Source organism: Streptococcus sp. SM5 (assembly GCF_027497975.1).
Map to the genome: position 1 here is coordinate 100,049 of NZ_JAJNSC010000004.1, position 22,578 is coordinate 122,626.

At 40.0% G+C, this 22,578-nt stretch carries 28 protein-coding genes; 3 read left to right on the plus strand and 25 right to left on the minus strand.

All coding sequences use genetic code 11. The annotated features are described in order from the left end of the window. Nucleotides 1–6 precede the first annotated feature (6 nt). The 14 genes from PAN07_RS04325 to PAN07_RS04390 form a co-directional block, all read right to left on the minus strand. A complete protein-coding gene (locus PAN07_RS04325; protein WP_269797220.1) occupies nt 7–729 on the minus strand; it encodes a type II CAAX endopeptidase family protein in 723 nt (240 codons plus the stop codon). Between the two features lie 155 nt (nt 730–884). Next, entirely contained in the window at nt 885–1,652 is a 768-nt protein-coding gene (locus PAN07_RS04330; protein ID WP_269797221.1) for an acetyl-CoA carboxylase carboxyl transferase subunit alpha, read from the minus strand. Then, nucleotides 1,649–2,509: an acetyl-CoA carboxylase, carboxyltransferase subunit beta gene (accD, locus tag PAN07_RS04335; RefSeq protein WP_269797222.1), complete on the minus strand. Its 861-nt coding sequence runs from the start codon at nt 2,507–2,509 to the stop codon at nt 1,649–1,651. Before accD ends, PAN07_RS04330 begins: the two co-directional genes overlap by 4 nt. 34 nt (nt 2,510–2,543) lie before the next feature. Beyond that, complete coding sequence (gene accC, locus PAN07_RS04340) at nt 2,544–3,911, minus strand: acetyl-CoA carboxylase biotin carboxylase subunit (protein ID WP_269797223.1); 1,368 nt, start codon at nt 3,909–3,911, stop codon at nt 2,544–2,546. Nucleotides 3,912–3,921: 10 nt separating this feature from the next. Next, nucleotides 3,922–4,344 carry a 3-hydroxyacyl-ACP dehydratase FabZ gene (gene fabZ / locus PAN07_RS04345; RefSeq protein ID WP_006145014.1) on the minus strand — a complete coding sequence of 141 codons (423 nt, stop codon included), beginning with the start codon at nt 4,342–4,344 and terminating at the stop codon, nt 3,922–3,924. After that, nucleotides 4,341–4,847, minus strand: a complete 507-nt coding sequence (gene accB, locus PAN07_RS04350) for an acetyl-CoA carboxylase biotin carboxyl carrier protein (protein WP_269797224.1) — start codon at nt 4,845–4,847, stop codon at nt 4,341–4,343. Before accB ends, fabZ begins: the two co-directional genes overlap by 4 nt. 2 nt (nt 4,848–4,849) lie before the next feature. Beyond that, entirely contained in the window at nt 4,850–6,085 is a 1,236-nt protein-coding gene (fabF, locus tag PAN07_RS04355) for a beta-ketoacyl-ACP synthase II (protein ID WP_269797225.1), read from the minus strand. 22 nt (nt 6,086–6,107) lie between these two features. After that, nucleotides 6,108–6,842, minus strand: coding sequence for a 3-oxoacyl-[acyl-carrier-protein] reductase (fabG, locus tag PAN07_RS04360; RefSeq protein WP_269797226.1), 735 nt, complete (start codon nt 6,840–6,842; stop codon nt 6,108–6,110). Nucleotides 6,843–6,873: 31 nt separating this feature from the next. Beyond that, nucleotides 6,874–7,794: an ACP S-malonyltransferase gene (gene fabD, locus PAN07_RS04365; protein WP_269797227.1), complete on the minus strand. Its 921-nt coding sequence runs from the start codon at nt 7,792–7,794 to the stop codon at nt 6,874–6,876. Beyond that, complete coding sequence (fabK, locus tag PAN07_RS04370) at nt 7,787–8,761, minus strand: enoyl-[acyl-carrier-protein] reductase FabK (protein WP_269797228.1); 975 nt, start codon at nt 8,759–8,761, stop codon at nt 7,787–7,789. Before fabK ends, fabD begins: the two co-directional genes overlap by 8 nt. 116 nt (nt 8,762–8,877) lie before the next feature. Next, the gene (locus PAN07_RS04375; RefSeq protein ID WP_075566388.1) at nt 8,878–9,102 is read right to left on the minus strand and encodes an acyl carrier protein; all 225 of its coding nucleotides are present in this window, start codon (nt 9,100–9,102) and stop codon (nt 8,878–8,880) included. Nucleotides 9,103–9,160: 58 nt separating this feature from the next. Then, entirely contained in the window at nt 9,161–10,135 is a 975-nt protein-coding gene (locus PAN07_RS04380; protein ID WP_269797229.1) for a beta-ketoacyl-ACP synthase III, read from the minus strand. Then, on the minus strand, nt 10,135–10,569 hold the full coding sequence (locus tag PAN07_RS04385) for a MarR family transcriptional regulator (RefSeq protein ID WP_269797230.1): 435 nt from the start codon (nt 10,567–10,569) through the stop codon (nt 10,135–10,137). The genes PAN07_RS04380 and PAN07_RS04385 overlap by 1 nt, the downstream gene beginning before the upstream one ends. Nucleotides 10,570–10,657: 88 nt before the next feature. Further along, entirely contained in the window at nt 10,658–11,443 is a 786-nt protein-coding gene (locus tag PAN07_RS04390; RefSeq protein ID WP_269797231.1) for an enoyl-CoA hydratase, read from the minus strand. A gap of 260 nt (nt 11,444–11,703) precedes the next feature. On the opposite strand from PAN07_RS04390, the gene PAN07_RS04395 reads away from it, so the two are divergent. The 3 genes from PAN07_RS04395 (at nt 11,704) to serS (ending at nt 14,932) form a co-directional block, all read left to right on the plus strand. Continuing rightward, a complete protein-coding gene (locus PAN07_RS04395) occupies nt 11,704–13,068 on the plus strand; it encodes an aspartate kinase (RefSeq protein WP_269797232.1) in 1,365 nt (454 codons plus the stop codon). Between the two features lie 2 nt (nt 13,069–13,070). Next, on the plus strand, nt 13,071–13,442 hold the full coding sequence (locus PAN07_RS04400; RefSeq protein WP_269797233.1) for a DUF956 family protein: 372 nt from the start codon (nt 13,071–13,073) through the stop codon (nt 13,440–13,442). A gap of 215 nt (nt 13,443–13,657) precedes the next feature. Then, on the plus strand, nt 13,658–14,932 hold the full coding sequence (gene serS, locus PAN07_RS04405) for a serine--tRNA ligase (RefSeq protein WP_269797234.1): 1,275 nt from the start codon (nt 13,658–13,660) through the stop codon (nt 14,930–14,932). 93 nt (nt 14,933–15,025) lie between these two features. On the opposite strand, the gene groL is transcribed toward serS, so the two are convergent. The 11 genes from groL to PAN07_RS04460 all read right to left on the minus strand — a co-directional run bounded on the left by groL (nt 15,026) and on the right by PAN07_RS04460 (nt 22,555). Then, nucleotides 15,026–16,645 (minus strand): chaperonin GroEL, encoded by a 1,620-nt coding sequence (gene groL, locus PAN07_RS04410; RefSeq protein ID WP_269797235.1) that lies wholly within the window; start codon nt 16,643–16,645, stop codon nt 15,026–15,028. 15 nt (nt 16,646–16,660) lie between these two features. Then, nucleotides 16,661–16,945 (minus strand): co-chaperone GroES, encoded by a 285-nt coding sequence (gene groES / locus PAN07_RS04415; protein WP_269797236.1) that lies wholly within the window; start codon nt 16,943–16,945, stop codon nt 16,661–16,663. Between the two features lie 307 nt (nt 16,946–17,252). Continuing rightward, nucleotides 17,253–17,648 (minus strand): single-stranded DNA-binding protein, encoded by a 396-nt coding sequence (locus tag PAN07_RS04420; protein ID WP_006144984.1) that lies wholly within the window; start codon nt 17,646–17,648, stop codon nt 17,253–17,255. 72 nt (nt 17,649–17,720) lie between these two features. Then, nucleotides 17,721–18,482, minus strand: a complete 762-nt coding sequence (locus tag PAN07_RS04425) for an SDR family NAD(P)-dependent oxidoreductase (protein WP_269797237.1) — start codon at nt 18,480–18,482, stop codon at nt 17,721–17,723. A gap of 41 nt (nt 18,483–18,523) precedes the next feature. After that, on the minus strand, nt 18,524–19,150 hold the full coding sequence (ytpR, locus tag PAN07_RS04430) for a YtpR family tRNA-binding protein (RefSeq protein ID WP_269797238.1): 627 nt from the start codon (nt 19,148–19,150) through the stop codon (nt 18,524–18,526). 9 nt (nt 19,151–19,159) lie between these two features. After that, nucleotides 19,160–19,477: a thioredoxin family protein gene (locus PAN07_RS04435; protein ID WP_006144978.1), complete on the minus strand. Its 318-nt coding sequence runs from the start codon at nt 19,475–19,477 to the stop codon at nt 19,160–19,162. Beyond that, nucleotides 19,474–19,764 carry a DUF4651 domain-containing protein gene (locus PAN07_RS04440; RefSeq protein WP_024053819.1) on the minus strand — a complete coding sequence of 97 codons (291 nt, stop codon included), beginning with the start codon at nt 19,762–19,764 and terminating at the stop codon, nt 19,474–19,476. Before PAN07_RS04440 ends, PAN07_RS04435 begins: the two co-directional genes overlap by 4 nt. Nucleotides 19,765–19,839: 75 nt before the next feature. Next, the gene (locus PAN07_RS04445) at nt 19,840–20,094 is read right to left on the minus strand and encodes a DUF1912 family protein (protein ID WP_000119707.1); all 255 of its coding nucleotides are present in this window, start codon (nt 20,092–20,094) and stop codon (nt 19,840–19,842) included. A 9-nt stretch (nt 20,095–20,103) separates the two neighbouring features. After that, a complete protein-coding gene (locus tag PAN07_RS04450) occupies nt 20,104–21,438 on the minus strand; it encodes a DUF438 domain-containing protein (protein ID WP_269797239.1) in 1,335 nt (444 codons plus the stop codon). Further along, a complete protein-coding gene (locus PAN07_RS04455; protein WP_000368732.1) occupies nt 21,438–21,671 on the minus strand; it encodes a DUF1858 domain-containing protein in 234 nt (77 codons plus the stop codon). Before PAN07_RS04455 ends, PAN07_RS04450 begins: the two co-directional genes overlap by 1 nt. A 104-nt stretch (nt 21,672–21,775) precedes the next feature. Further along, complete coding sequence (locus tag PAN07_RS04460) at nt 21,776–22,555, minus strand: hypothetical protein (RefSeq protein WP_269797240.1); 780 nt, start codon at nt 22,553–22,555, stop codon at nt 21,776–21,778. Nucleotides 22,556–22,578 lie beyond the last annotated feature (23 nt).

Sequence of the window (22,578 nt, forward strand, 5' to 3'; positions counted from 1 at the left end):
TGCTATCTAAAAAAAACGATTATAGATTAAATTAGAAAGCAACAACCAGATGAAATCTGCATGAATGAGAAAGTTAATAAAACTATGGCACAGGATGGTGATTTTTAAATTCTTTGTCCAACGGTAGACTAAAGCAAAGAAAAGACCGAAAAAACAATAAATCATCAAACTGATGGGGTCGCGATGGGACAATACCAAATGACTGAGCCCAAATATAAGAGCTGATAAGATGACATCCAAGTAGTATTTGGACTTAGGGAAAAAGGTATTCATAAAATAGCCTCTATGAACAATCTCCTCCAATATAGGCCCCAAAATGACAACTGAGATAAAAGAGAAGCAAGTCGTTAAAATAGTAGATTGCTCACTGAAGGATAGGACCGAAAGAAGGTCTTCAAAGATATAGTTGTTATTAATGAAGCGACTAAACTGTAAGTGAAAAGCACTTAACAACTGACGGACAAAATAAGCAGCCACTAAACTAACTAAAAGGTAAAAGAATATGGATTTCTTCGAGCCCTTTTTTTCAAAAATATAGAGCATTCTTTTCTTTTTTAGCCAATAGATAACTAGTCCTAAAAGAGCTAGTTGCTCTACTGCTACAATAATAGAATAGCCATCCATACCCCAGACAAACATCTTAGCCAGATAAAGACTACTGAAATCTAGTAGATAAATTGATAGAAATACCAGTAATGTATAGATTCCCAAATGGCCTAGTTTTTTCATACTTACTCCTAAAAATCTTTGTTGACTTATTTCAACAGTATACATATTTTTTTGATTATTTTAGCAATTATTTCTTCAACAGTCAATTGTTAATCCTGAAATGTATTTTATAGAAGCCAAAAAGCTAGAACTATTTCACAGTTCTAGCTTTCTTTTTAATATTTTCTAAAACGTTGGTATCGTTCTTCCAATAACTTCTCTAAAGGTATAGATTTTAGTCGCTCTACTTCTAGCTCTAGTTCATTTTTTACATGAGCTAACAAATCTTTACTAGTGAGACTACTTTCTGAAATAACCTTATCTACAACTTCCATCTCTAGAAGTTCATGAGAGGTTATCTTCATCAGTTCTGCTGCCTCCATGGCACGGCTTCCATCCTTCCAAAGGATAGAGGCAAAGCCTTCAGGACTAAGAACTGCATAGATAGAATTTTCTAGCATCCAAACACGGTCAGCTACTGCAAGTGCAAGAGCTCCACCAGATCCACCTTCACCGATTATAATTGCGATGATAGGGACCTTAAGATCACTCATTTCCATGAGATTTCGAGCAATCGCTTCTCCTTGTCCACGTTCTTCTGCTCCTACTCCAGGATAGGCACCCGCAGTATTGATAAATGTCACAATTGGACGACCAAATTTTTCCGCTTGTTTCATTAAACGTAAGGCCTTGCGATAACCTTCAGGATGAGGTTGTCCAAAATTACGGTTGAGATTATCCTGTAAACTTTTACCTTTTTGAATACCAACCACGCTTACTGCTTGATGACCTAACCAACCGATTCCACCTATAACTGCACCATCGTCTCTAAAAGAGCGATCCCCATGTAATTCAATAAAGTCATCGAAGATTCCCACTGCAAAATCCAGAGCAGTTAATCTACTTTGTTCACGTGCTTTTCTGACAATTTTTGCAATCTTCATCTGTGATTCCTCCCATGTAGTCTCACTAATCGAGAGATCATATCTGGTAGTTCTCTTCGTCTAACAATCGCATCCACAAAACCATGTTCCAGGAGAAATTCTGCCTTCTGGAAATCCTCTGGCAAATCTTCTCTCACCGTGTTTTCAATAACTCGGCGACCGGCAAAACCAACTAAACTTTGAGGTTCTGCTAAGATGATATCTCCCTCCATGGCAAAAGAAGCCGTTACACCTCCTGTTGTAGGATCAGTAAGAATGGTCAGATAAAAGAGACCTGCCTTAGAATGACGTTTCACAGCAGCAGAAACCTTGGCCATCTGCATTAAGCTCATAATACCTTCTTGCATACGAGCTCCACCAGATGCTGTAAAGAGAACGACAGGTAATCCCTCAAGAGTTGCAAATTCAAACAAACGAGTGATTTTTTCACCAACAACTGTTCCCATAGATGCCATAATAAAGTTGGAATCCATAATTCCCAGTGCTACCTTTTCTCCCTTGATTAGAGCTGTTCCTGTTATAACAGCCTCATCTAAACCTGTTTCCTGACGAATTTGGGCTAGTTTTTTACGATAATCAGGGAATTTCAAAGGATCTTTAGTTTCAATTCCAGTAAACATCTCTACAAAACTATTGGGTTCAACTGTTAAATCCAACCGTTCTTGAGCAGAAATACGGAAAGTATAGTTGCAGTGGGGACAAATACGCTCACTTCCCAAATCTTTTTGATAGATCGTGTGTTTACAAGCTGGACACTTAGAAAACAGTTCATCTGGCACTACTGGTTTAGCTTGCTTTTTTTGCGTACGATTAGGTGTAATTCGTATATATTTATCTTTTTTACTAAATAGAGCCATACATCCCCCTTTTCAGTCTCATACTCTAGAATACTTATTTTTTAGCTTGATAATTTGGTAAGAAGGTTTCCATCAAGAAGGAGGTATCATAATCTCCTGCAATTACATGACTATCTGAAATCAAATCCAATTGAAAATTAGTATTAGTCTCCACACCTTCAATTTCAAGTTCACATAGAGCACGTTGCATTTTCATAAGTGCATCAAAACGATTTTCACCATGAACAATGATTTTAGCAATCATACTATCATAGTAAGGTGGAATAGTATAGCCTGGATAAACTGCCGAATCTACTCTCAAGCCTACACCACCACTAGGAAGATAAAGATTTTTTATCTTACCTGGACTAGGTGCAAAATTAAAAGCTGGGTTTTCTGCATTGATACGACACTCAATGGCATGTCCTTTTAGAACAATGTCTTCTTGCTTTAACGTCAAGGGATGACCAGCCGCGATACGGATTTGTTCCTTGACAATATCCACACCAGAAACAAATTCTGTGACAGGATGTTCTACTTGGATACGAGTATTCATCTCCATAAAGTAGAATTTACCAGTTGCTTCATCTAGTAAGAATTCAATGGTCCCAGCATTTTCATAACCAACAGATTCCGCCGCACGGACTGCTGCAGCACCTATTTCATTACGGAGTGTCTTACCAATCGCAATAGAAGGGCTTTCTTCTAAAACCTTTTGGTTATTCCGCTGAAGCGAACAATCACGCTCACCTAGGTGAATAACATGTCCCATTTGATCAGCAAGAATCTGTACTTCAATATGGCGGGCAGGATAAATCACGCGCTCTAGGTACATAGCACCATTACCAAAGTTTGCTTTGGCTTCACTAGAGGCTGTTTCAAAGGCTGATACGAGATCATCTGCCTTTTCAACCTTACGAATTCCTTTACCACCACCTCCAGCTGAAGCTTTCAGCATGACAGGATAACCAATTTTTTCTGCAATAGCCAAGGCCTCTTCTGCAGTATGGACTTCTCCATCTGAACCAGGAATGACGGGTACATTAGCCTTAATCATTTGAGCACGGGCGTTAATTTTATCCCCCATGACATCCATTACACGAGCTGAAGGACCAATAAATTTGATACCGACTTCTTCACACATAGTTGCAAATTTGGAATTTTCACTTAAAAAACCAAATCCAGGGTGAATAGCTTCTGCCTCGGTTAAAACTGCAGCAGATAAAATAGCATTAATATTTAGATAAGACTCTGTTGCCTTACCAGGACCGATACAAATAGCCTCATCAGCTAAAAGTGTGTGTAGAGCTTCTTTATCAGCAGTTGAATAAACAGCAACTGTTGCAATTCCCAGCTCTCTTGCCGCTCGAATAATTCGAACTGCGATTTCTCCACGATTAGCAATTAAAATCTTTCGAAACATGGATAACCTCCTAGTTTCCAATTGCAAAGGTTAGGGTTCCACTTGCTGCTAGCTTACCATCTACTTCTGCCTTCGCTTCTACTACGGCGATTGTACCACGACGTTTGACAAATGTAGCGGTCATGACTAATTGATCACCAGGTACAACTTGCTTCTTAAATTTGACCTTGTCCATACCCGCATAGAAGACGAGTTTCCCTTTGTTCTCAGGTTTTGATAATTCTAAAACGCCTGCTGTTTGTGCCAAGGCTTCCATGATCAGTACCCCTGGCATTACAGGGTAGGCTGGAAAGTGTCCGTTGAAGAAAGGTTCATTAATCGTTACATTTTTAATAGCAACGATTGTATCTTCACTGACTTCCAAAACACGATCAACTAAGAGCATGGGATAGCGGTGGGGCAAAGCTTCTTTAATTCCTTGAATATCAATCATTTGATACGTACCAAGCCTTTCCCAAACTCAACCATTTCTTCATTTTCAACAAGAATTTCTGTTACGACACCGTCTTTAGGTGCTGGAATTTCGTTCATAACCTTCATAGCTTCAATGATGACCAAGGTTTGGCCTTTTTTAACAGTATCTCCAACACTCACAAAATATGGTTTATCTGGTCCAGCAGCCAAGTAAGCTACCCCAACAAGGGGACTCTCTACAAGATCACCTTCAGCTTCTTGATACTCAACTGTTGATTCTACTTGAGTTTCTTCTGCTATTGGTGTTGAATTAGTAGCAACAGATTCTATTGATTGTTCTTTGGCAATCGCTTCAATCGGCTGATGGGAATGAACTGTTTGAACTGGCTGAGCAAATTCTGAAACCATTCTTGCTTCATTCTTACTGAACTGCAATTCGTCCCTTCCATTTTTATAAGAAAATTCTCTCAAACTTGATTGGTCAAATCGAGCCATCAAATCTTTGATTTCATTTAGATTCATCTTTACTTATTCTCCCAACGTTTGAATGCAAGGACTGCATTGTGTCCACCAAATCCAAAAGTATTTGAAATAGCATATGGAATCTCACGTTCCAAACCTTGCCCAAAGATAACATTTGCTTCAATATAGTCAGATAATTCTGTTGTTCCTGCAGTCATAGGTACATAACTATTTCGCATTGCTTCAATCGTAGCAATAGCTTCAACTGCACCTGCAGCCCCAAGCAAGTGACCAGTAAAAGATTTAGTTGATGATACTGGAACTTCTTTGCCTAAAACAGCCACAATAGCACCACTTTCTCCTTTTTCATTAGCTGGAGTTGAGGTGCCATGTGCGTTGACATAACCAACCTGGTCTGGACTGATTCCTGCTTCTTCTAAGGCAAGTTTGATAGCCTTGATAGCTCCCTTACCTTCTGGATGAGGTGCTGTCATATGATAAGCATCACAGGTATTTCCGTAACCAACAACCTCTGCCAAGATAGTTGCTCCACGCTTCTCAGCATGTTCTAAACTTTCTAATACTAGCATACCTGAACCTTCACCCATGACAAATCCATTACGATCCTTATCAAATGGGATAGAAGCACGAGTTGGATTTTCAGTAGTTGATAAGGCTGTCAATACTTGGAATCCAGCGATTGCAAAAGGAGTAATAGAAGCTTCTGATCCTCCAACTAACATGATATCTTGGAAACCAAATTTGATAGAACGGAAGGCATCTCCGATAGCATCATTTGATGAAGCGCAAGCTGTGTTGATAGATTTACAGATACCATTGGCACCAAAGCGCATAGCTACATTTCCTGCAGCCATATTTGGCAAGGCTTTGGGAAGTGTTAATGGTTTAACACGTTTTGGCCCTTTTTCGTGAAGTCGAAGGACTTGGTCTTCGATTTCTCTGATTCCACCGATACCTGATGCAACGATGACACCAAAGCGGTCTTTATCAAGTGCTTCTACGTCAAGATTAGCATGGTCAACTGCTTCTTGAGCGGCATACAAGGCATACAAAGAATAGTCATCAAAGCGATTGGTATCCTTTTTTACAAAATATTTGTCAAAAGGAAAATCATTAATCTCTGCTGCATTATGGACGTCAAAAGCACTGTGATCAAACTTGGTAATCTTATCAATCCCAATCTTTCCAGTTTTTAGACTATTCCAGAATTCTTCCGGTGTATTGCCAATCGGAGATGTTAATCCGTAACCAGTTACTACTACTCTATTCAATTTCATTATTTCACCTCTACTTTAACGATTATTGCATGGTTAGTCCACCATCAATAGCAATGACTTGTCCTGTTAGATAATCTTGACTTGCAAGAAAGACTGCCACATCTGCAACTTGTTCTGCTTGACCAAACTGTTTCATTGGAATTTGTGCCAACATTGCATCCTTGACCTTATCGCTTAAAACAGCTGTCATATCTGACTCAATCATACCTGGTGCAATGGCGTTTACCCGAACATTACGTCCAGCAACTTCACGCGCTACAGACTTGGTAAATCCAATTAAGCCAGCCTTAGAAGCCGCATAGTTTGCTTGACCAATATTCCCCATTAGACCAACAACACTGGACATGTTGATGATGGCACCTTCTCGAGCCTTAATCATCTGTTTCAAAACAGATTGGGTCATATTGAAGGCTCCCGTCAGGTTAACTTTTAACACTCGTTCAAAGTCCTCTTCTGTCATCTTTAGCATGATTGTATCTTGGGTGATTCCTGCATTATTGACCAAAACATCGACAGATCCGAGTTCTCCAATCGCTTGGTCAACCATTCTCTTGGCATCGGTATAGTCTGATACATCTCCAGAGATAGCAAGGACCTTAACACCGTATGATTTAAAACTAGCTAAGAGCTCCTCGGAGATTTGACCACGGCTATTCAAGACTACATTGGCACCCAGGCTAGCAAACTTATGAGCTATTGCAAGACCGATTCCACGGCTTGAGCCTGTAATAAAGACATTTTTATTTTCTAGTTTCATGTTTCTCCTTTCAGAACCTCAACTATCTCAGTTAGTTATTAATAAGTGTTTCTAAACTTGCTTGATCTTCCACATTAGCTAGATCAGCTGCTCTATCAATTTTTTTAACAAAACCTGATAAGACTTTGCCTGGCCCAACTTCGATAAATCGGGTCACTCCAGCTTCTTTCATAAGAGCAATACTCTCATAAAAACGTACCGGTTCCTTAACCTGACGAGTTAAAAGTTCAGCTATTCTATCTTTTTCCATAATCTTAGCTTCTGTATTACCAACTAAAGGACAATTAAACTCGCTAAACTGAACATCAGTCAATACCTCGGCTAATTTCTGACTAGCAGGTTCTAGCAAAGCAGTATGAAAAGGACCAGACACATTAAGTGGAATCAAACGTTTAGCTCCAGCTTCTTGCAAGAGTTCAACTGCACGATCTACCGCAGCTATCTCACCTCCAATAACGATTTGATTTGGAGTATTGTAGTTAGCAGGAGTCACAATTCCGATTTCTGAAGCCTTTTGACAGACTTGTTCAATGACTTCAACTGGAGTATTTAAAACTGCAACCATCTTTCCAGAACCTGTAGGTGCTGCCTCTTCCATAAAAGAACCACGTTTAGCAACCAGGGCAACTGCAGCCTCATAGTCTAAGGCCCCACTCGCTACAAGAGCAGAATACTCACCCAAAGATAATCCAGCTACCATATCAGGCTTCAAGCCTTTTTTGACTAGCAAACGATAGATAGCAACTGATGTAGCTAAAATAGCAGGTTGAGTGTAGCGGGTTTGATTTAACTTGTCTTCTTCTTGGTCAATAAGCTGACGAAGGTCATAGCCCAAAACTTGACTTGCCTTGTCAATAGTTTCCTTTACAATAGGGTAGAGATCATAAAGTTCTTTGCCCATACCAAGATATTGAGCTCCTTGGCCTGCAAATAAAAAGGCTGTTTTAGTCATTTCTTGTAACTCCTATCCAACGAGAGGCTTCTTCTTGAATTTTTTTGGCTGCACCATAATAGAGATCTTTAAGAATTTCTTCGACAGTTTCTTCCTTAGATACGAGACCTGCAATTTGTCCCGCCATTACTGAACCACTATCTACATCTCCATGAACGACAGCCTTAGCTAGCGCTCCAGCACCCATCTGTTCAAACACTTCCAAATCAGGATTTTCCTGTTTAAAAGCATTCTTTTCAGCCTGTTCAAAATCACGAGTTAATTGATTTTTGATAGCACGGACTGCGTGTCCGAAGTGCTGTGCTGAAACAGTAGTGTCAATATCACGAGCTTTTAAAATTTTAGCCTTATAATTAGGGTGAGCATTCGATTCCTTAGCTACTACAAAACGGGTTCCGACTTGCACAGCTTCCGCACCTAACATAAAACCAGCAGCAACACCCTCACCATCAGCAATTCCACCAGCAGCAATCACTGGAATAGAAACAGCTGCAGCAACCTGACGGACCAAGGTCATGGTTGTTAATTTACCAATATGACCTCCAGCTTCCATCCCTTCTGCAATAACCGCATCCGCACCAATTTTTTCCATACGTTTGGCCAGTGCCACACTTGGAACAACAGGTATAACTGTAATCCCTGCATTATGGAAACGTTCCATATATTTGCTTGGGTTCCCTGCACCTGTGGTTACAACCTTAACACCTTCTTCAATCACAAGGTCGACAATGTCTTCAACAAATGGAGACAAGAGCATAATATTGACACCGAAGGGTTTGTCTGTCAATGATTTAATTTTGTCGATATTTACCTTTACTACTTCTTTAGGTGCATTTCCACCACCTATAATTCCTAGTCCACCAGCCTTGGATACAGCTCCAGCCAAGTCACCATCAGCAACCCAAGCCATTCCACCTTGAAAAATAGGATATTTAATATTCAATAGTTCAGTGATACGTGTTTTCATTTTGCCTCCAATTTTATTGCTCAGCTAATAGTTTGAAGATGCTATATTTTGAGCTTCAAACTATTAGCTAAACAAGAGGGAGTGGGTCTCCCCAACTCCTTCCTAGTTTATGTTAATTATTTTGTTTTTTCTTCAACGTAAGCAACCAAGTCACCTACAGTTTTTAAGCTATCTTCTGCTTCAATTTGGATGTCAAAAGCATCCTCGATTTCTGAGATAACTTGGAACAAATCCAATGAATCTGCATCCAAATCTTCGAAAGTAGACTCAAGTGTTACTTCTGATGCGTCTTTCCCAAGTTCCTCAACGATAATTTCTTGTACTTTTTCAAATACTGCCATGATAGACTCCTTTTAAATATATATATTTTTTATAAAAATGTGTTCACCACATGATTACCTAAAGTGTAACAATGAGCGTGCCCCATGTCAAACCTCCACCGAAGCCTGCCATGAGAATCGTTTGACTTCCATCCAAAAGGATTAAGCCTTCTTCAACACACTCAGAAAGTAAAATCGGGATACTTGCCGCACTGGTATTTCCATACTTTGTCATATTAGCAGGCAATTTATCACGATTAACCCCAATCTTTCTAGCCATTTTATCTAAGATACGATCATTGGCCTGATGGAGTAAGAGATAGTCCAAGTCATCTGTCGACACAGGACTCAAATCAATTGTCTCTTTTATTGATTTGGAAACATCTCGAATAGCAAAGTCGAATACTGCCCTACCATCCATTTTTAAGAAAGCACTTGCTTCTTTTTGAACGGAAAAGGGTGATGTCAAAGGTGTTTCACCGTAAGTCAAACACTCACCTCTAGCACCATCGCTATGTAAACTCTCCGCTAGAAAATGATTCGTTTTAGCTGATTCTAACAAAACACCACCAGCCCCATCTCCAAAGAGAACAGCTGTCGACCGGTCAGACCAATCCACTGATTTCGATAAAGTTTCAGCACCAATAACAATACCTTTTTGATAACGACCAGAAGATATCAATTTCTCTCCAGTTGATAACGCAAAGATAAATCCACTACAAGCTGCTGTCAAGTCGAAAACAAAAGCTTTTGTAGCTCCAATTTTTGCTTGAACTAGAGCAGCCGTCGAAGGTACCATTGAATCCGGTGTTACAGTAGCAACAATAATAAAATCAAGTTGCTCTGCCAAAAGCCCAGCTTGGCTAAGTAAACGTCTAGCAACTTCTGCAGATAAATCACTAGTGGATTCTGTTTTAGAAATATGCCTTTGTTTTATACCTGTCCGACTGGAAATCCACTCATCACTTGTATCCATAACCTGAGCCAAATCATCATTTACGATTACCTGCTCTGGAACATAATGAGCTACTTGGCTTATTTTTGCAAAAGCCATTATTTCAAATCCTCCAAAAATTGATAAAGATTAATCAAGCCTTTGCCCATAACATCTATTTCTTCTGGACTCATGCCATCGATAATTTTTTCCACCATTGCTTTGTGGAAACGTTTATGAAGACGATGGACCAAACGACCTTTCTTTGTCAAATGTAAATATACAACCCGACGATCTTGGTCTGATCGGATTCTTTCAATATAGCCTTTTCGCTCCAAGTTATTCAAACAAGTTGTTACTGTTCCAAGAGTTACCATTAATTCTTTAGAAACAAAACTTGGCGTTACATCAGAAAAATTGCCAATCACATCAATCGTATGCATTTCTTTGATAGAGATATCTTTAAAACGACTCCCTCTCAAGCTCACTTCCTCAATGACTAGTACATTATTAAATATAGATGTTAAGTATTCATTGATTAGTCTATAATCCAATTCTCACCCCTCCTTCACAAAAAAGCTTTTATAATCAAAACATTTGATAAGGAAAGTATATCAAACTTTAAAGGATTATGCAAGTTTTTTATTTTCCTAAAAACTTAGGACGTCGTCTTTCCGAATAAGCCAGAACTCCTTCTTTAAAGTCTTCGGTGTAGGCCAACGATTTTTGTAACTCCAACTCCAAGTTAGCATAATCTTGCCACTGTTTAAATTCACTTTCCCAGACTAGCTTTTTAATTGCCGCATAAGAGTTGGATGATCCACGTTTCAACTTCTTCAACAATTGATTTCTTGTTTTTTCTAACTGATCATTTGTACAAACACGATAAACGGCTCCTGCTTCAAAGGCTTTCTCAGCTGTAAAAGCTTCTCCTGTCATAGCTAGTTGTGTTGCTCGAGTAACTCCAAGTGCTCTTGTTAGCAAAAACAAACCACCAGCATCCGGCGCTAATCCAACACCAACAAAGGCTTGAATAAATTTTGCTTTATCAGTTGCAATACAGAAATCAACAGCCAAGGCCATATTGGCCGCGGCACCTGCTACAGCTCCGTCAACTTCCATAATGATAGGTTTAGGAATTTGCTTTATTTTAAAAGAAATAGTATTAACAAGCTCAGCAATTTTTCCTAAAGATCCGATATCATCCTCATCGACAGCACGTTTCATTTCTACCAAATCGCCTCCGACAGAAAATACTTTTCCTAAGGCATTGATCAATATGTAAGAAACTGCTCCATCCTTTTCAGCTAGGTTCAAAGCTTCTAAGATTTCTTCACACATTGGGATATGGAAACCATTTGCCACTTCTGGACGATTTAAAGTAATGATTGCTAGATCATCTTGAACTTGATAAATAATATGATTCATATCCACTCCTTTTCATTTACAAAGATTTTTAAATTATTTTATTTTCAAATTATATCTTTTTATAAATTTTTGCACAAGGAAAAAATGATTAAAAGTGTATCAGCCGATTTTCGCTGTTTTGTATTTAATCTATTGAATCCTAATAGACAACTCATAAACGCTCAACAATATCTTAGATTGAGATTGCCTTCCACATCCTCGATTGAAAAAAGGTTCTCTTTCTGCTATAATCGTATAAAATACTTACTTTAGGAGTACTTATGAAGGTTGTAAAATTTGGGGGAAGTTCACTTGCCTCTGCTAGTCAGTTAGAAAAAGTTTTAAATATTGTAAAGAGCGATCCTGAACGACGTTTTGTAGTTGTTTCTGCTCCAGGAAAACGAGATGCTGAAGATACAAAGGTAACAGATGCCTTAATTAAATACTACCGTGACTATGTTGCTGGGAATGATATTAGTAAAAGTCAAAACTGGATTATCGAACGCTATGCTGCCATGGTCAGTGAATTAAAACTCAAACCAACAGTACTAGAGAAAATCTCAAAAAGTATCCGCGCTCTTGCAACCCTTCCGATTGAGGACAATGAGTTTCTTTATGATACCTTCTTGGCTGCAGGGGAAAATAATAATGCTAAGCTAATTGCTGCTTATTTCAATCAAAACGGAATTGAAGCACGTTATGTTCATCCAAGAGAAGCTGGAATTGTAGTTACTAGTGAGCCTGGAAATGCTCGTATCATCCCTTCAAGCTATGACAAAATTGAAGAACTCAATAATAGTTCAGAAGTTCTTGTAATTCCAGGTTTCTTTGGTGTGACTAAAGAGAATCAAATCTGTACCTTCTCACGTGGTGGATCTGATATCACTGGTTCAATTATCGCAGCTGGAGTTAAAGCTGACCTTTATGAGAACTTTACTGATGTTGACGGTATTTTTGCTGCCCACCCTGGTATCATTCATAAACCACACTCAATCCCTGAATTGACTTACCGTGAAATGCGTGAGTTAGCTTATGCAGGTTTCTCTGTCCTTCATGACGAAGCACTCCTACCAGCCTACCGCGGAAAAATCCCTCTTGTTATCAAAAATACCAATAATCCTGACCATCCAGGAACACGTATCGTTCTCAAACATAGCGATGATAAATTCCCAGTAGTTGGTATTGCTAGTGACGCTGGTTTTGTCAGCATCAATATGTCCAAATATCTCATGAACCGTGAGATTGGTTTTGGTCGTAAAGCCCTTCAAATCTTAGAAGATCTTAATATTGGTTGGGAACACATGCCTACAGGTATCGATGACCTGTCTATCATCCTTCGTGAACGTGAACTCACACCAATCAAAGAGGAAGAAATTCTCCGTCAACTCGTTCAAAAAGCTGAAGTTGACCATGCTGAGATCGAACACGATCTCTCTATTATCATGATTGTTGGAGAAAAAATGAAGAGTCATATCGGGGTAACTGCTACAGCTACTCGTGCCCTATCAGAAAACAAGATCAACATTCAAATGATGTCTCAAGGATCAAGCGAAGTTTCTATCATGTTCGTTGTTCAAAAAGACCAAGAAAAAGCTGCCATCAAGGCTCTATACCATGCCTTTTTCGGTGAAAGTAAGGAAGATTAAACATGGCACAATCTCTCAACAAAGTCATTGAACTTCAAACTACTGGAACCTCTTATCTAACCTTCTCAGGTAAGGTAGGAAAATTTCTAGTCGGGGATAAAGCCTTAGAATTCTATCCTGATGTCAATGTCGAACAATTTATCCAAATCCCCTGGTCTAGTATAAATCAAATAGGAGCCAACGTATCTGGTCGTAGGATTAGTCGACACTTTGAAGTCCTCACGGACAAAGGTAAATTCCTCTTTGCTTCAAAAGACTCTGGAGCCATCCTTAAGATTGCTCGGGAAAAAATCGGAAATGAAAAGGTTGTAAAACTTCCAACCTTACTCCAAATCATCGGTCGTAAAATCAAAAATCTATTTGCAAAAAAATAGAAAGTTTAGTATAATCATAGAAACGGATAAGTAGATTAATCCCTTCTTTCAGAAAGTCTGCGGGTGCTGTGAGCAGATAGAAGAGTTAATTGAAATTCTACCGTTGTTTTAAATCAAATACACAATCAAGTGCACATCTGTGAAGTTGGATGGAACCGTGGCTCTGCCACTCCAACACTTTGTCAGGTGTGCTTTTTTCATATAAAGGAGGACTCATGTTAGATATTAAACGAATTCGTACAGATTTTGAAGCTGTCGCTGAAAAACTAGCTACACGTGGTGTAGACGCTGCTATTTTGAATGAGATGAAAGAAATCGACGCGAAACGTCGTGACATCTTGGTCAAAGTAGAAACCCTTAAGGCAGAGCGTAACACGGTTTCTGCTGAAATTGCTCAAGCTAAGCGCAACAAGGAAAATGCAGACGACAAAATTGCTGCTATGCAAACCCTATCTGCTGAGGTCAAAGCGCTAGATGCTGAATTAGCAGAAATCGATGCTAAATTGACAGAATTCACTACTACTCTTCCAAATATCCCTGCTGACAGTGTTCCTATTGGAGCAGACGAAGACGATAACGTAGAAGTTCGCCGTTGGGGTACTCCTCGTGAGTTTGACTTCGAACCAAAAGCTCACTGGGATCTTGGTGAAGATCTTGATATTCTTGACTGGGAACGTGGTGGAAAAGTTACTGGAGCTCGATTCCTATTCTATAAAGGCCTCGGAGCTCGCTTGGAACGTGCTATTTACAACTTTATGCTAGATGAACACGGTAAAGAAGGTTATACAGAAGTCATCACACCTTACATAGTCAATCATGATTCTATGTTTGGTACCGGACAATATCCAAAATTCAAGGAAGATACTTTTGAACTCAGCGATACCAACTTTGTCTTGATTCCAACTGCTGAAGTACCACTGACCAACTACTACCGTGATGAAATCATTGATGGTAAAGATCTACCAATCTACTTTACTGCTATGAGTCCATCTTTCCGTTCTGAAGCTGGTTCTGCTGGTCGTGATACTCGTGGTTTGATTCGTTTGCACCAATTCCACAAGGTAGAAATGGTAAAATTTGCTAAACCAGAAGAATCATACGAAGAACTTGAAAAGATGACAGCCAACGCTGAAAACATCCTTCAAAAACTGAACTTGCCATACCGTGTAGTTGCACTTTCTACTGGAGATATGGGCTTCTCAGCTGCTAAGACTTACGACTTGGAAGTTTGGATTCCAGCACAAAATACTTACCGTGAAATCTCAAGCTGTTCAAATACAGAAGATTTCCAAGCACGTCGTGCCCAAATCCGTTACCGTGATGAAGCCGATGGTAAGGTTAAACTTCTCCACACCTTGAATGGTTCTGGACTTGCTGTTGGACGTACCGTTGCTGCTATTCTTGAAAACTATCAAAACGAAGATGGCTCTGTAACTATTCCTGAAGTTCTTCGTCCATACATGGGTGGAGCTGAAGTTATCAAACCATAAAATAAACAAGAGGAAGCATAACTTCCTCTTTTGCATTTCATGTAAAAAAACAGGTAGAAAATCTTTCATCTCTACCTGTTATTTTTATATTCTCTAGTAACCACCCATCATTGATGGATCCATAGCTGGAGCTGGTGCTACAGGTTCTGGTTTATTAGCCACAACTGCTTCTGTTGTCAAGATGAGACTTGCTACTGAAGCTGCGTTTTGAAGGGCTGAACGGCTAACCTTAACAGGGTCGATAATTCCTGCTTCAATCATGTTGACCCATTCACCTGTTGCAGCGTTGAAGCCAGTTCCAAGCTCTGCATTTTTCAAACGATCAATAACAATTGAGCCTTCATAGCCTGCATTGTAGGCAATTTGACGAACTGGCTCTTCCAAGGCACGAAGTACAATGCTACGGCCTGTTGCTTCGTCACCTGTCAATTCTAAAGCTTCAACAGCTGGAATGACATTAACTAAGGCAGTCCCACCACCTGCAACGATACCTTCTTCAACGGCTGCGCGAGTAGCATTAAGGGCATCTTCAATACGGAGTTTCATTTCTTTCAATTCAGTTTCAGTTGCTGCACCAACCTTGATAACAGCTACTCCACCTGATAATTTAGCCAAGCGTTCTTGGAGTTTTTCACGGTCGAATTCTGAAGTTGTTGTTTCAATTTGAGATTTGATGACAGCCACACGGTTAGCGATGGCTTCAGGATTTCCTGCACCTTCGACAATAACTGTGCTATCTTTATCAACAGATACTTTAGCTGCTTGACCTAAAGCTTCGATGGTAGCATCTTTCAACTCAAGACCAAGGTCTTCTGTGATAACAGTTCCACCTGTCAAAATTGCAATATCTTCCAACATCGCTTTACGACGGTCACCGAAACCAGGAGCCTTAACAGCTACGACATTGAAAGTCCCACGAATCTTGTTCAAGACAAGAGTTGGTAGAGCTTCTCCATCAACATCGTCTGCAATAATCAAGAGCGGACGACTGCTTTGAAGAATACTTTCTAGAAGGGGCAAGATTTCTTGGATATTTGAAATCTTCTTGTCAGTAATTAAAATGTATGGATTTTCAAGGTCTGCAACCATTTTTTCATTATCAGTAACCATGTATTGTGAGAGGTAACCACGGTCAAACTGCATTCCCTCAACCACTTCAAGCTCGGTTTCCATTCCACGAGACTCTTCAATGGTGATAACCCCATCTTTACCAACTTTTTCCATGGCTTCAGAGATATATTCACCAACTTTTTCAGAACGAGATGAAACGGCGGCAACCTGCGCAATCGCTTCTTTGTTAGCAACAGGAATGGCATTGTTCTTCAAGGCTTCAACGGCTGCAGCGACCGCAGTTTCAATCCCACGACGAATACCAATTGGATTTGCGCCAGCAGTAACGTTTTTGATTCCTTCACGAACGATAGCCTGAGTCAATACTGTTGCAGTAGTTGTCCCATCACCAGCAATATCATTCGTCTTAGAAGCTACTTCTGATACCAATTTGGCACCCATATTTTCAAAATGGTCTTCCAATTCGATTTCTTTAGCGATTGTTACACCATCATTGGTAATCAATGGAGAACCAAATGATTTTTCAAGCACAACGTTACGACCTTTAGGTCCCAAAGTTACTTTAACAGTATCTGCTAGAATATCAACGCCACGAACCATAGCTGAACGAGCGTCTGATGAAAATTTAATGTCTTTTGCCATACTTACTTTCTCCTATTATTCTTCAACGATTGCCAAGATACTAGCTTCACCCACGATGAGGTATTTTTCATCCCCATCTTTAACATCAATACCTGCATGAGCTTCAACTAAAACATGATCTCCAGCTTTTACACTTGGAGCGACTAACTCACCGCTCAAGGTACGAACACCTTGTCCAGTAGCCACTACAGTAGCTGTTTTCGTTTCTTCTTGGCCTGATTTTGCGAGGACGAATCCCCCAGCAGTTTGTTCTTTTTCTTCAATTTTCAAGACCACACGGTCTCCTAATGGTTTCAACATCTGTTTTCCTCCATAAGATAATCATATTGTTAGCACTCTTTGTATATGAGTGCTAAACCATAGTTCTATTGTATCACTTGGTCAAAAATAGTCAAGAAAAAAGTCTGATTTATAGCATAAAAAAGAGAGTGGGACAGAAATCGGTAATTCGTTAGAATTCGATTTCGTCGTCCCACCTCCGCACAGTTGAGTAGGGCTGTAAAAGCTGATGAAATCAGCGTAGTAGAGCCCACTCAACCACTGCGTCTTGCTCGACAACCCAAAGACAATTGAGAGGCTAGGACTTTTGTCCCAGCCTCCTATCATTTTAAAAGGGAAGTTCCTCCTCTTCCAAAACTAGATCTGCTAAGTCTTGGCCTGCATTATTTTCACGCATAGCACGTTGGGCACGACTTTCTAAAAGTTGGAAGCCTGTAGCGAGAACCTCGGTCACATAGTTGGTCTGACCATTCTTCTCGAACTTACGGGTACGAAGCTCCCCATCGACAGAAATGAGACTGCCTTTAGTCGCGTAGCTAGCCAAGGTTTCAGCTAATTTCCCCCAGACAACAATATTGATGAAGTCAGCTTCACGTTCCCCATTTTGGTCCTTGAAACGACGATTAATAGCAATAGTCGCACGAGCCACTGACTTGTCATTGTTGGTTTTGTGCAATTCTGGTGTAGACGTTAAACGTCCAATCATGATAACTTTATTATACATTTTTCATCCTCCTACTTAATAATTCGGAAGAATCCAAAAAAAGTTACAAGATTTGTAACTTTTTAAATAATATTAATCTCTATGAATCATAAATCCAGTCGCTTGTTGATTGGCCATGATGGTCATATCTGTGATTTGTACTCGACGTGGTTGACTGGTCACATAAACTACAGTATCTGCGATGTCTTGCGCTTGCAAGGCTTCAATTCCCTGATAGACCGTCGCCGCCCGTGCCTCATCTCCATGGAAACGGACTTTTGAAAAATCAGTTTCTACAATTCCTGGCTGAATAGTGGTCACCTTGATATCTGTCGCTATGGTGTCAATCCGAATCCCATCTGAAAAAGTTTTGACTGCAGCCTTGGTTGCTGAATAGACTGCTGCACCCGCATAGGCGTAAATACCTGCGGTTGAACCCATATTAATGATATGCCCTTGATTAGCTGCTATCATGGAAGGCAAGAGGCAACGTGTAACTGCCATCAAACCCTTGACATTGGTATCTAACATGGTCAACATATCCAACTCTTCATAGTCCTGATAAGGAGCTAAGCCTAAAGCAAGTCCAGCGTTATTAACTAAAACATCAATCGAACCTACTGCTTCAAGAATATCTGAACAAACCGTTTTAACCATTGTCATATCGGTTACATCTAGCGGAAAGGTCCAAACATTTTGATTCGGAAAGGCTTCTGCAAACTCTGCTTTTAGAGCTTCAAGTCTTTCTATTCGACGTCCTGTGAGAACAATATTTTCACCTTTTTCTAGATAGGCACGCACGATTGCTTCACCAATACCTGATGTTGCACCTGTAATCACTACATTTTTTGCCATCTTACTTTCTCCTATCTAGTTTAATAGATACTAGTTAGCAATTAAGCTGTCCAGTGTTTAGCCGGATCGAATGGTGTTCCAACTACCTGGTCGTCTGATAATTCAATGACACCACGTTTTTGGGGAGCATTTGGCAAGGCAAGTTCACGAGGACTACACATCATCCCAAAACTCTTTTCCCCACGAAGTTCCCCTGGGAAAATGAGATTGCCTTTTGGCATCATGGCTCCAGGAAGAGCAACAATGGTTTTCAAACCGACACGCGCATTGGGAGCACCAGCAACGATTTGTACTGTCTTGTCATTCCCAACAGCAACTTGGCAGATATTGAGGTGGTCACTATCTGGATGCGCAACCATTTCTACAATCTCACCAACCACAAATTTGGGTTCCTTGTCATTGATGATTTCTTCAGCAAATCCTTCTTCTTGCAATTCTTGGTTCAAACGTGCTACTTGGTCGTCAGTTAAAAAGACTTGACCGCGCTCAGCGATTTCAAACATGCTAGAAACTTCAAAAATGTTCCATGCGATAGTTTCACCAGTTTCTTTTAGGAAAACACGCGCTACATTACCTTTACGCTCAACATCTAGTTTGGCATCTCCACTGTTTTTCACGATGACCATAAGGACATCGCCGACATGTTCTTTATTATATGTAAAAATCATTCTTTTCTCCTATTTCAAACTTGCTAAAAAGTCATTGATTTGCCCCTTTGTTTTACGGTCACGATTGACAAAACGTCCAATCTCCTTGTCCTTGTCTAAAACAACAAGACTTGGAATCCCGTATACATCCCAAAGTTTAGCAAGTTCCATGTACTCATCTCGGTCTACCCGTATAAAAGTGAACTCTGGATTTGCCTCTTCAATCTCTGGCAAGGCAGGATAGATATAACGGCAATCGCCACACCAATCCGCAACAAAAAGGAAGACCTTCTTGCCATCCTGCTCCACTAGATTTGCTAATTCTTCGATATTTTTAGGAGAAATCATAAAACTTCCTCCTCGTAGATGAGATCTTCATCTTCATAGACAAAGGTATAGTGACGACCATCTTCAAAAATGACACCACCAACAAGACGTTCTAGGCTACTTTCGTATACTTGGACATAGAGAGTCCCAATCTCACCCATTTCTGAGAAATAGTCACGCACAATAGCAGTTAACTCTTCCTGTGTCTTCATGAGTTTGTGATCATCAGCTACTTTCTTAGCACCAAAGGCAAGTGCTCCAAGTCCTGCCACGACTAAACCTGTTTTAATAATATTTTTCGTTTTCATGCTAACATTGTAACACAAAAAGGCTCAAGGAACAATGAAAAAGAGAGTTCCACTCCCCTTTCCATTTTCTACAATTTAATAATTTCTCTCACCAAACAAACCTTCTGGTAAATCATGGAAACCTTTGCCTGCCTTGAAGTTTTCAAATTTACCTAGCAAGAACTGGTAGGCGTCCAAGCGACTCTCGTAGCGAATCATGGCATCTTTAGCACGCTCATCTTGATCTTCTTCATAGACCTTTTGACTTTCCTTGTGTGCCATATCGTTAATCATGATTTGGGTATTAACCCAGGCTTCAAATTCCTTCATAAATTCTTGCTCGTAACTCATTTTTTCTCCTTATTCTAATCCACGGAAAAAGTCTGTATCAATCTCACGGTAGGGTTGGATGTCCTGAACATATTCCAAGACTCCTTGAAACTCTCCTGCTTGATCATGGACAGCTGCGTAAGTGATATGGACAAACTTTCCACGTGATTCTGACTTGAACCACATCTCGTACTTGTCTTTTTTCCCATCACGAAGACCTTGCATAATCGCTTTGACTTTCTCCAAATATTTTGGTGGGTGGCATAGTTCGACATTTCTTCCAACTTGAGACGGTGTCCTCTTGAAAATCATCTCATCAGCTGGCGTATTATCGTTATAATACTGGAAGATATCATCCTTATTAACAAAGGTAATCTCCATCGGCAAATGATTAAGAATAAGATTGGCTTGTTCAACTGAGAGATAACCATTGCCAAAAGCCTGCTGGCTATTGCGGTCTACTACTGTTTCCTTTTCCTTAGGTGTGAAGGTGATGGTAAGCTGGCCTTCTGGCGTATCAATCACTTGCTGAACTTGTCCATCTACAGTTTCTGGCTGAATTGGTTCTTCTACACTTTTTTCCTCAACAAAACTTTGACGTTCTGGAATCCATTTCTCAGACGGACGGATAATGGCATATCCATAGGCGTCACTTTCCTCGGCAATCTGAATCCAGTCATCCTGGGTAAAGGATTCGAGCAGAATCATGAGAAGGATTGATTCTTCCTTAAATATCATACTTTCAAACTCTGTCGCAAAAATTTCAAAAGCTTCCTTTACGGCGGAAATCGGTACTTCTGGGAGCGACTTAGCTGCCACTAAAGCTGTTTGAAAGAGTTCCCTAATCTGATCATCAACTCCCCACATGACTTTGGGAGGTGAATCATGTCCATAACGTTCCATGATAGGAAAAAAGAGCTCTTCCTTGCGCTGGTAGTGAATATCAAATTGCCCAACAAGCCCCATCTGACGCAACAAACCCTTACGCATCTCCGCCAGCATTTCCTCGTCGTCCACAGATTCATAAGTCGAGAGCAATCTACGGACCCGAATCAAAGCAGCACGGAGAGCTAGATTTTCATCCTTAAAGATTCGTACAGGGTGACCAGGATGCTCGGTATCTTCAACTTCTACGCCCTTAACAGCATTTTTAAAAAGATTAGCATGCACATCACAGAGTTCCATGACATCTTCAAAGGTCACGCCAGAGTCAGAGTTCATCAACTCGTGCTCCATAAGGGAAATTTCAATAGCAGATACACCTGTAAAAGTAGCATCAAATCGTTCCTGAACGGACTCTGGAGAAGCTCCATTATGCAATTCTAATAAAATATCCCGCAGGATATGAATACGTTCATCTGCCATTAGTCTAATCCAATCACTTCATAACCATTTGCTTCAAGCGTACGCACAATCTTATCCATAGGAGTTCCCTCCAACTTAGATCCCTGTTTGAGCGATACTTTTCGCCCTACCGTATTTCGCATCAAGGGATTTGCAAGAGGTTTAAAACCAAGCTCAACCAAAATATCTAAAACTTCTGGATGTTTATCCACCACTTCCGCAACTGGAATTGATACATCGATTATATTGTCCATGAGAACCTCCATGAGTCTATTTCTAATCATTTAACTGTTTTTATTATACCATAAGGAACGGGATTAAAAAAACTAGCAACACAAGACTTGCTAGTTTCATCATATCAGTCAATTTCGATTACCTCAGCCTCTTTTCGAATAATTGCCATATCATTTTGATATTGCACTTCAGAATAGTTAACTAATTTGGATAATTCTTTTTGCAATCTTTCGCCCATGGGTTTCATAGTCGCATAGGTTAATCCCCCTGAAATAACCCCACCTAGAATAGGAATCGCTTTTCCCATTCCCTTTGCCAAGCCTCTCCTTGTAAGAGTAACCCCAAAAATTTTCATAACCTTTTTTAAAATAGGGTACCAGCCAGCCTTGCCTACGGTTTTCTGAGGTACTGTGGTCATTACATGTTTAGCGACTGTAACACCACCAGAACGAAGCAAGGCACCCGCTCCGTTTACCCCAAGCATGACCCCTAAATAAAGTAATAGTGTGTTTTTAGCTTCTTCACTTAAGTCATTTCTTGACGCCCAAAGATCATTAAATCCATAAATATATCCCAATTCTTGAGCTAATTTTAAGGAAAAAGCATAAAATTGGGCTACATCCGTTGGAATAGTAAGCGCCATTAGAATACCACCAGGTAAACCTGCTAGAACAGATGTTCCACTTGCTCGTAAAACATTATCTTTTATGCAGGACCTGGCTACCCTATCTAAGGTTTCCTGGGGTAATAATGAAGGAGGACCTTGTTCTAACAATTTGGCAATATCCTTCTTATCTAATTCTTTAGAGAACTTCTCCACTAAAAATTTTTCTCTATTTACTTTCACGACAGGAAGCTTTACAACTTGTTGTAAAACTTTTATAGCTATATCTTGTTTAGCCATCTATATCTCCATTTTATATTCAA

Excerpts from the sequence above, each read along its gene's own strand:
- fabD (WP_269797227.1), bottom strand. The coding sequence starts at position 7,794 with ATGACTAAAACAGCCTTTTTATTTGCAGGCCAAGGAGCTCAATATCTT.
- groES (WP_269797236.1), bottom strand. The coding sequence starts at position 16,945 with ATGTTGAAACCATTAGGAGACCGTGTGGTCTTGAAAATTGAAGAAAAA.
- fabF (WP_269797225.1), bottom strand. The coding sequence starts at position 6,085 with ATGAAATTGAATAGAGTAGTAGTAACTGGTTACGGATTAACATCTCCG.
- fabZ (WP_006145014.1), bottom strand. The coding sequence starts at position 4,344 with ATGATTGATATTCAAGGAATTAAAGAAGCTTTGCCCCACCGCTATCCC.
- fabG (WP_269797226.1), bottom strand. The coding sequence starts at position 6,842 with ATGAAACTAGAAAATAAAAATGTCTTTATTACAGGCTCAAGCCGTGGA.
- PAN07_RS04440 (WP_024053819.1), bottom strand. The coding sequence starts at position 19,764 with ATGAAAACGAAAAATATTATTAAAACAGGTTTAGTCGTGGCAGGACTT.
- PAN07_RS04450 (WP_269797239.1), bottom strand. The coding sequence starts at position 21,438 with ATGGCAGATGAACGTATTCATATCCTGCGGGATATTTTATTAGAATTG.
- ytpR (WP_269797238.1), bottom strand. The coding sequence starts at position 19,150 with ATGATTTTTACATATAATAAAGAACATGTCGGCGATGTCCTTATGGTC.
- PAN07_RS04460 (WP_269797240.1), bottom strand. The coding sequence starts at position 22,555 with ATGGCTAAACAAGATATAGCTATAAAAGTTTTACAACAAGTTGTAAAG.
- PAN07_RS04400 (WP_269797233.1), top strand. The coding sequence starts at position 13,071 with ATGGCACAATCTCTCAACAAAGTCATTGAACTTCAAACTACTGGAACC.
- fabK (WP_269797228.1), bottom strand. The coding sequence starts at position 8,761 with ATGAAAACACGTATCACTGAACTATTGAATATTAAATATCCTATTTTT.
- accD (WP_269797222.1), bottom strand. The coding sequence starts at position 2,509 with ATGGCTCTATTTAGTAAAAAAGATAAATATATACGAATTACACCTAAT.
- PAN07_RS04425 (WP_269797237.1), bottom strand. The coding sequence starts at position 18,482 with ATGGCAAAAAATGTAGTGATTACAGGTGCAACATCAGGTATTGGTGAA.
- serS (WP_269797234.1), top strand. The coding sequence starts at position 13,658 with ATGTTAGATATTAAACGAATTCGTACAGATTTTGAAGCTGTCGCTGAA.
- PAN07_RS04445 (WP_000119707.1), bottom strand. The coding sequence starts at position 20,094 with ATGAGTTACGAGCAAGAATTTATGAAGGAATTTGAAGCCTGGGTTAAT.
- PAN07_RS04330 (WP_269797221.1), bottom strand. The coding sequence starts at position 1,652 with ATGAAGATTGCAAAAATTGTCAGAAAAGCACGTGAACAAAGTAGATTA.
- PAN07_RS04380 (WP_269797229.1), bottom strand. The coding sequence starts at position 10,135 with ATGGCTTTTGCAAAAATAAGCCAAGTAGCTCATTATGTTCCAGAGCAG.
- accC (WP_269797223.1), bottom strand. The coding sequence starts at position 3,911 with ATGTTTCGAAAGATTTTAATTGCTAATCGTGGAGAAATCGCAGTTCGA.
- PAN07_RS04420 (WP_006144984.1), bottom strand. The coding sequence starts at position 17,648 with ATGTATAATAAAGTTATCATGATTGGACGTTTAACGTCTACACCAGAA.
- groL (WP_269797235.1), bottom strand. The coding sequence starts at position 16,645 with ATGGCAAAAGACATTAAATTTTCATCAGACGCTCGTTCAGCTATGGTT.
- PAN07_RS04375 (WP_075566388.1), bottom strand. The coding sequence starts at position 9,102 with ATGGCAGTATTTGAAAAAGTACAAGAAATTATCGTTGAGGAACTTGGG.
- PAN07_RS04435 (WP_006144978.1), bottom strand. The coding sequence starts at position 19,477 with ATGATTTCTCCTAAAAATATCGAAGAATTAGCAAATCTAGTGGAGCAG.
- PAN07_RS04325 (WP_269797220.1), bottom strand. The coding sequence starts at position 729 with ATGAAAAAACTAGGCCATTTGGGAATCTATACATTACTGGTATTTCTA.
- PAN07_RS04395 (WP_269797232.1), top strand. The coding sequence starts at position 11,704 with ATGAAGGTTGTAAAATTTGGGGGAAGTTCACTTGCCTCTGCTAGTCAG.
- PAN07_RS04455 (WP_000368732.1), bottom strand. The coding sequence starts at position 21,671 with ATGGACAATATAATCGATGTATCAATTCCAGTTGCGGAAGTGGTGGAT.
- PAN07_RS04390 (WP_269797231.1), bottom strand. The coding sequence starts at position 11,443 with ATGAATCATATTATTTATCAAGTTCAAGATGATCTAGCAATCATTACT.
- accB (WP_269797224.1), bottom strand. The coding sequence starts at position 4,847 with ATGAATCTAAATGAAATCAAAGATTTGATGGCTCGATTTGACCAATCA.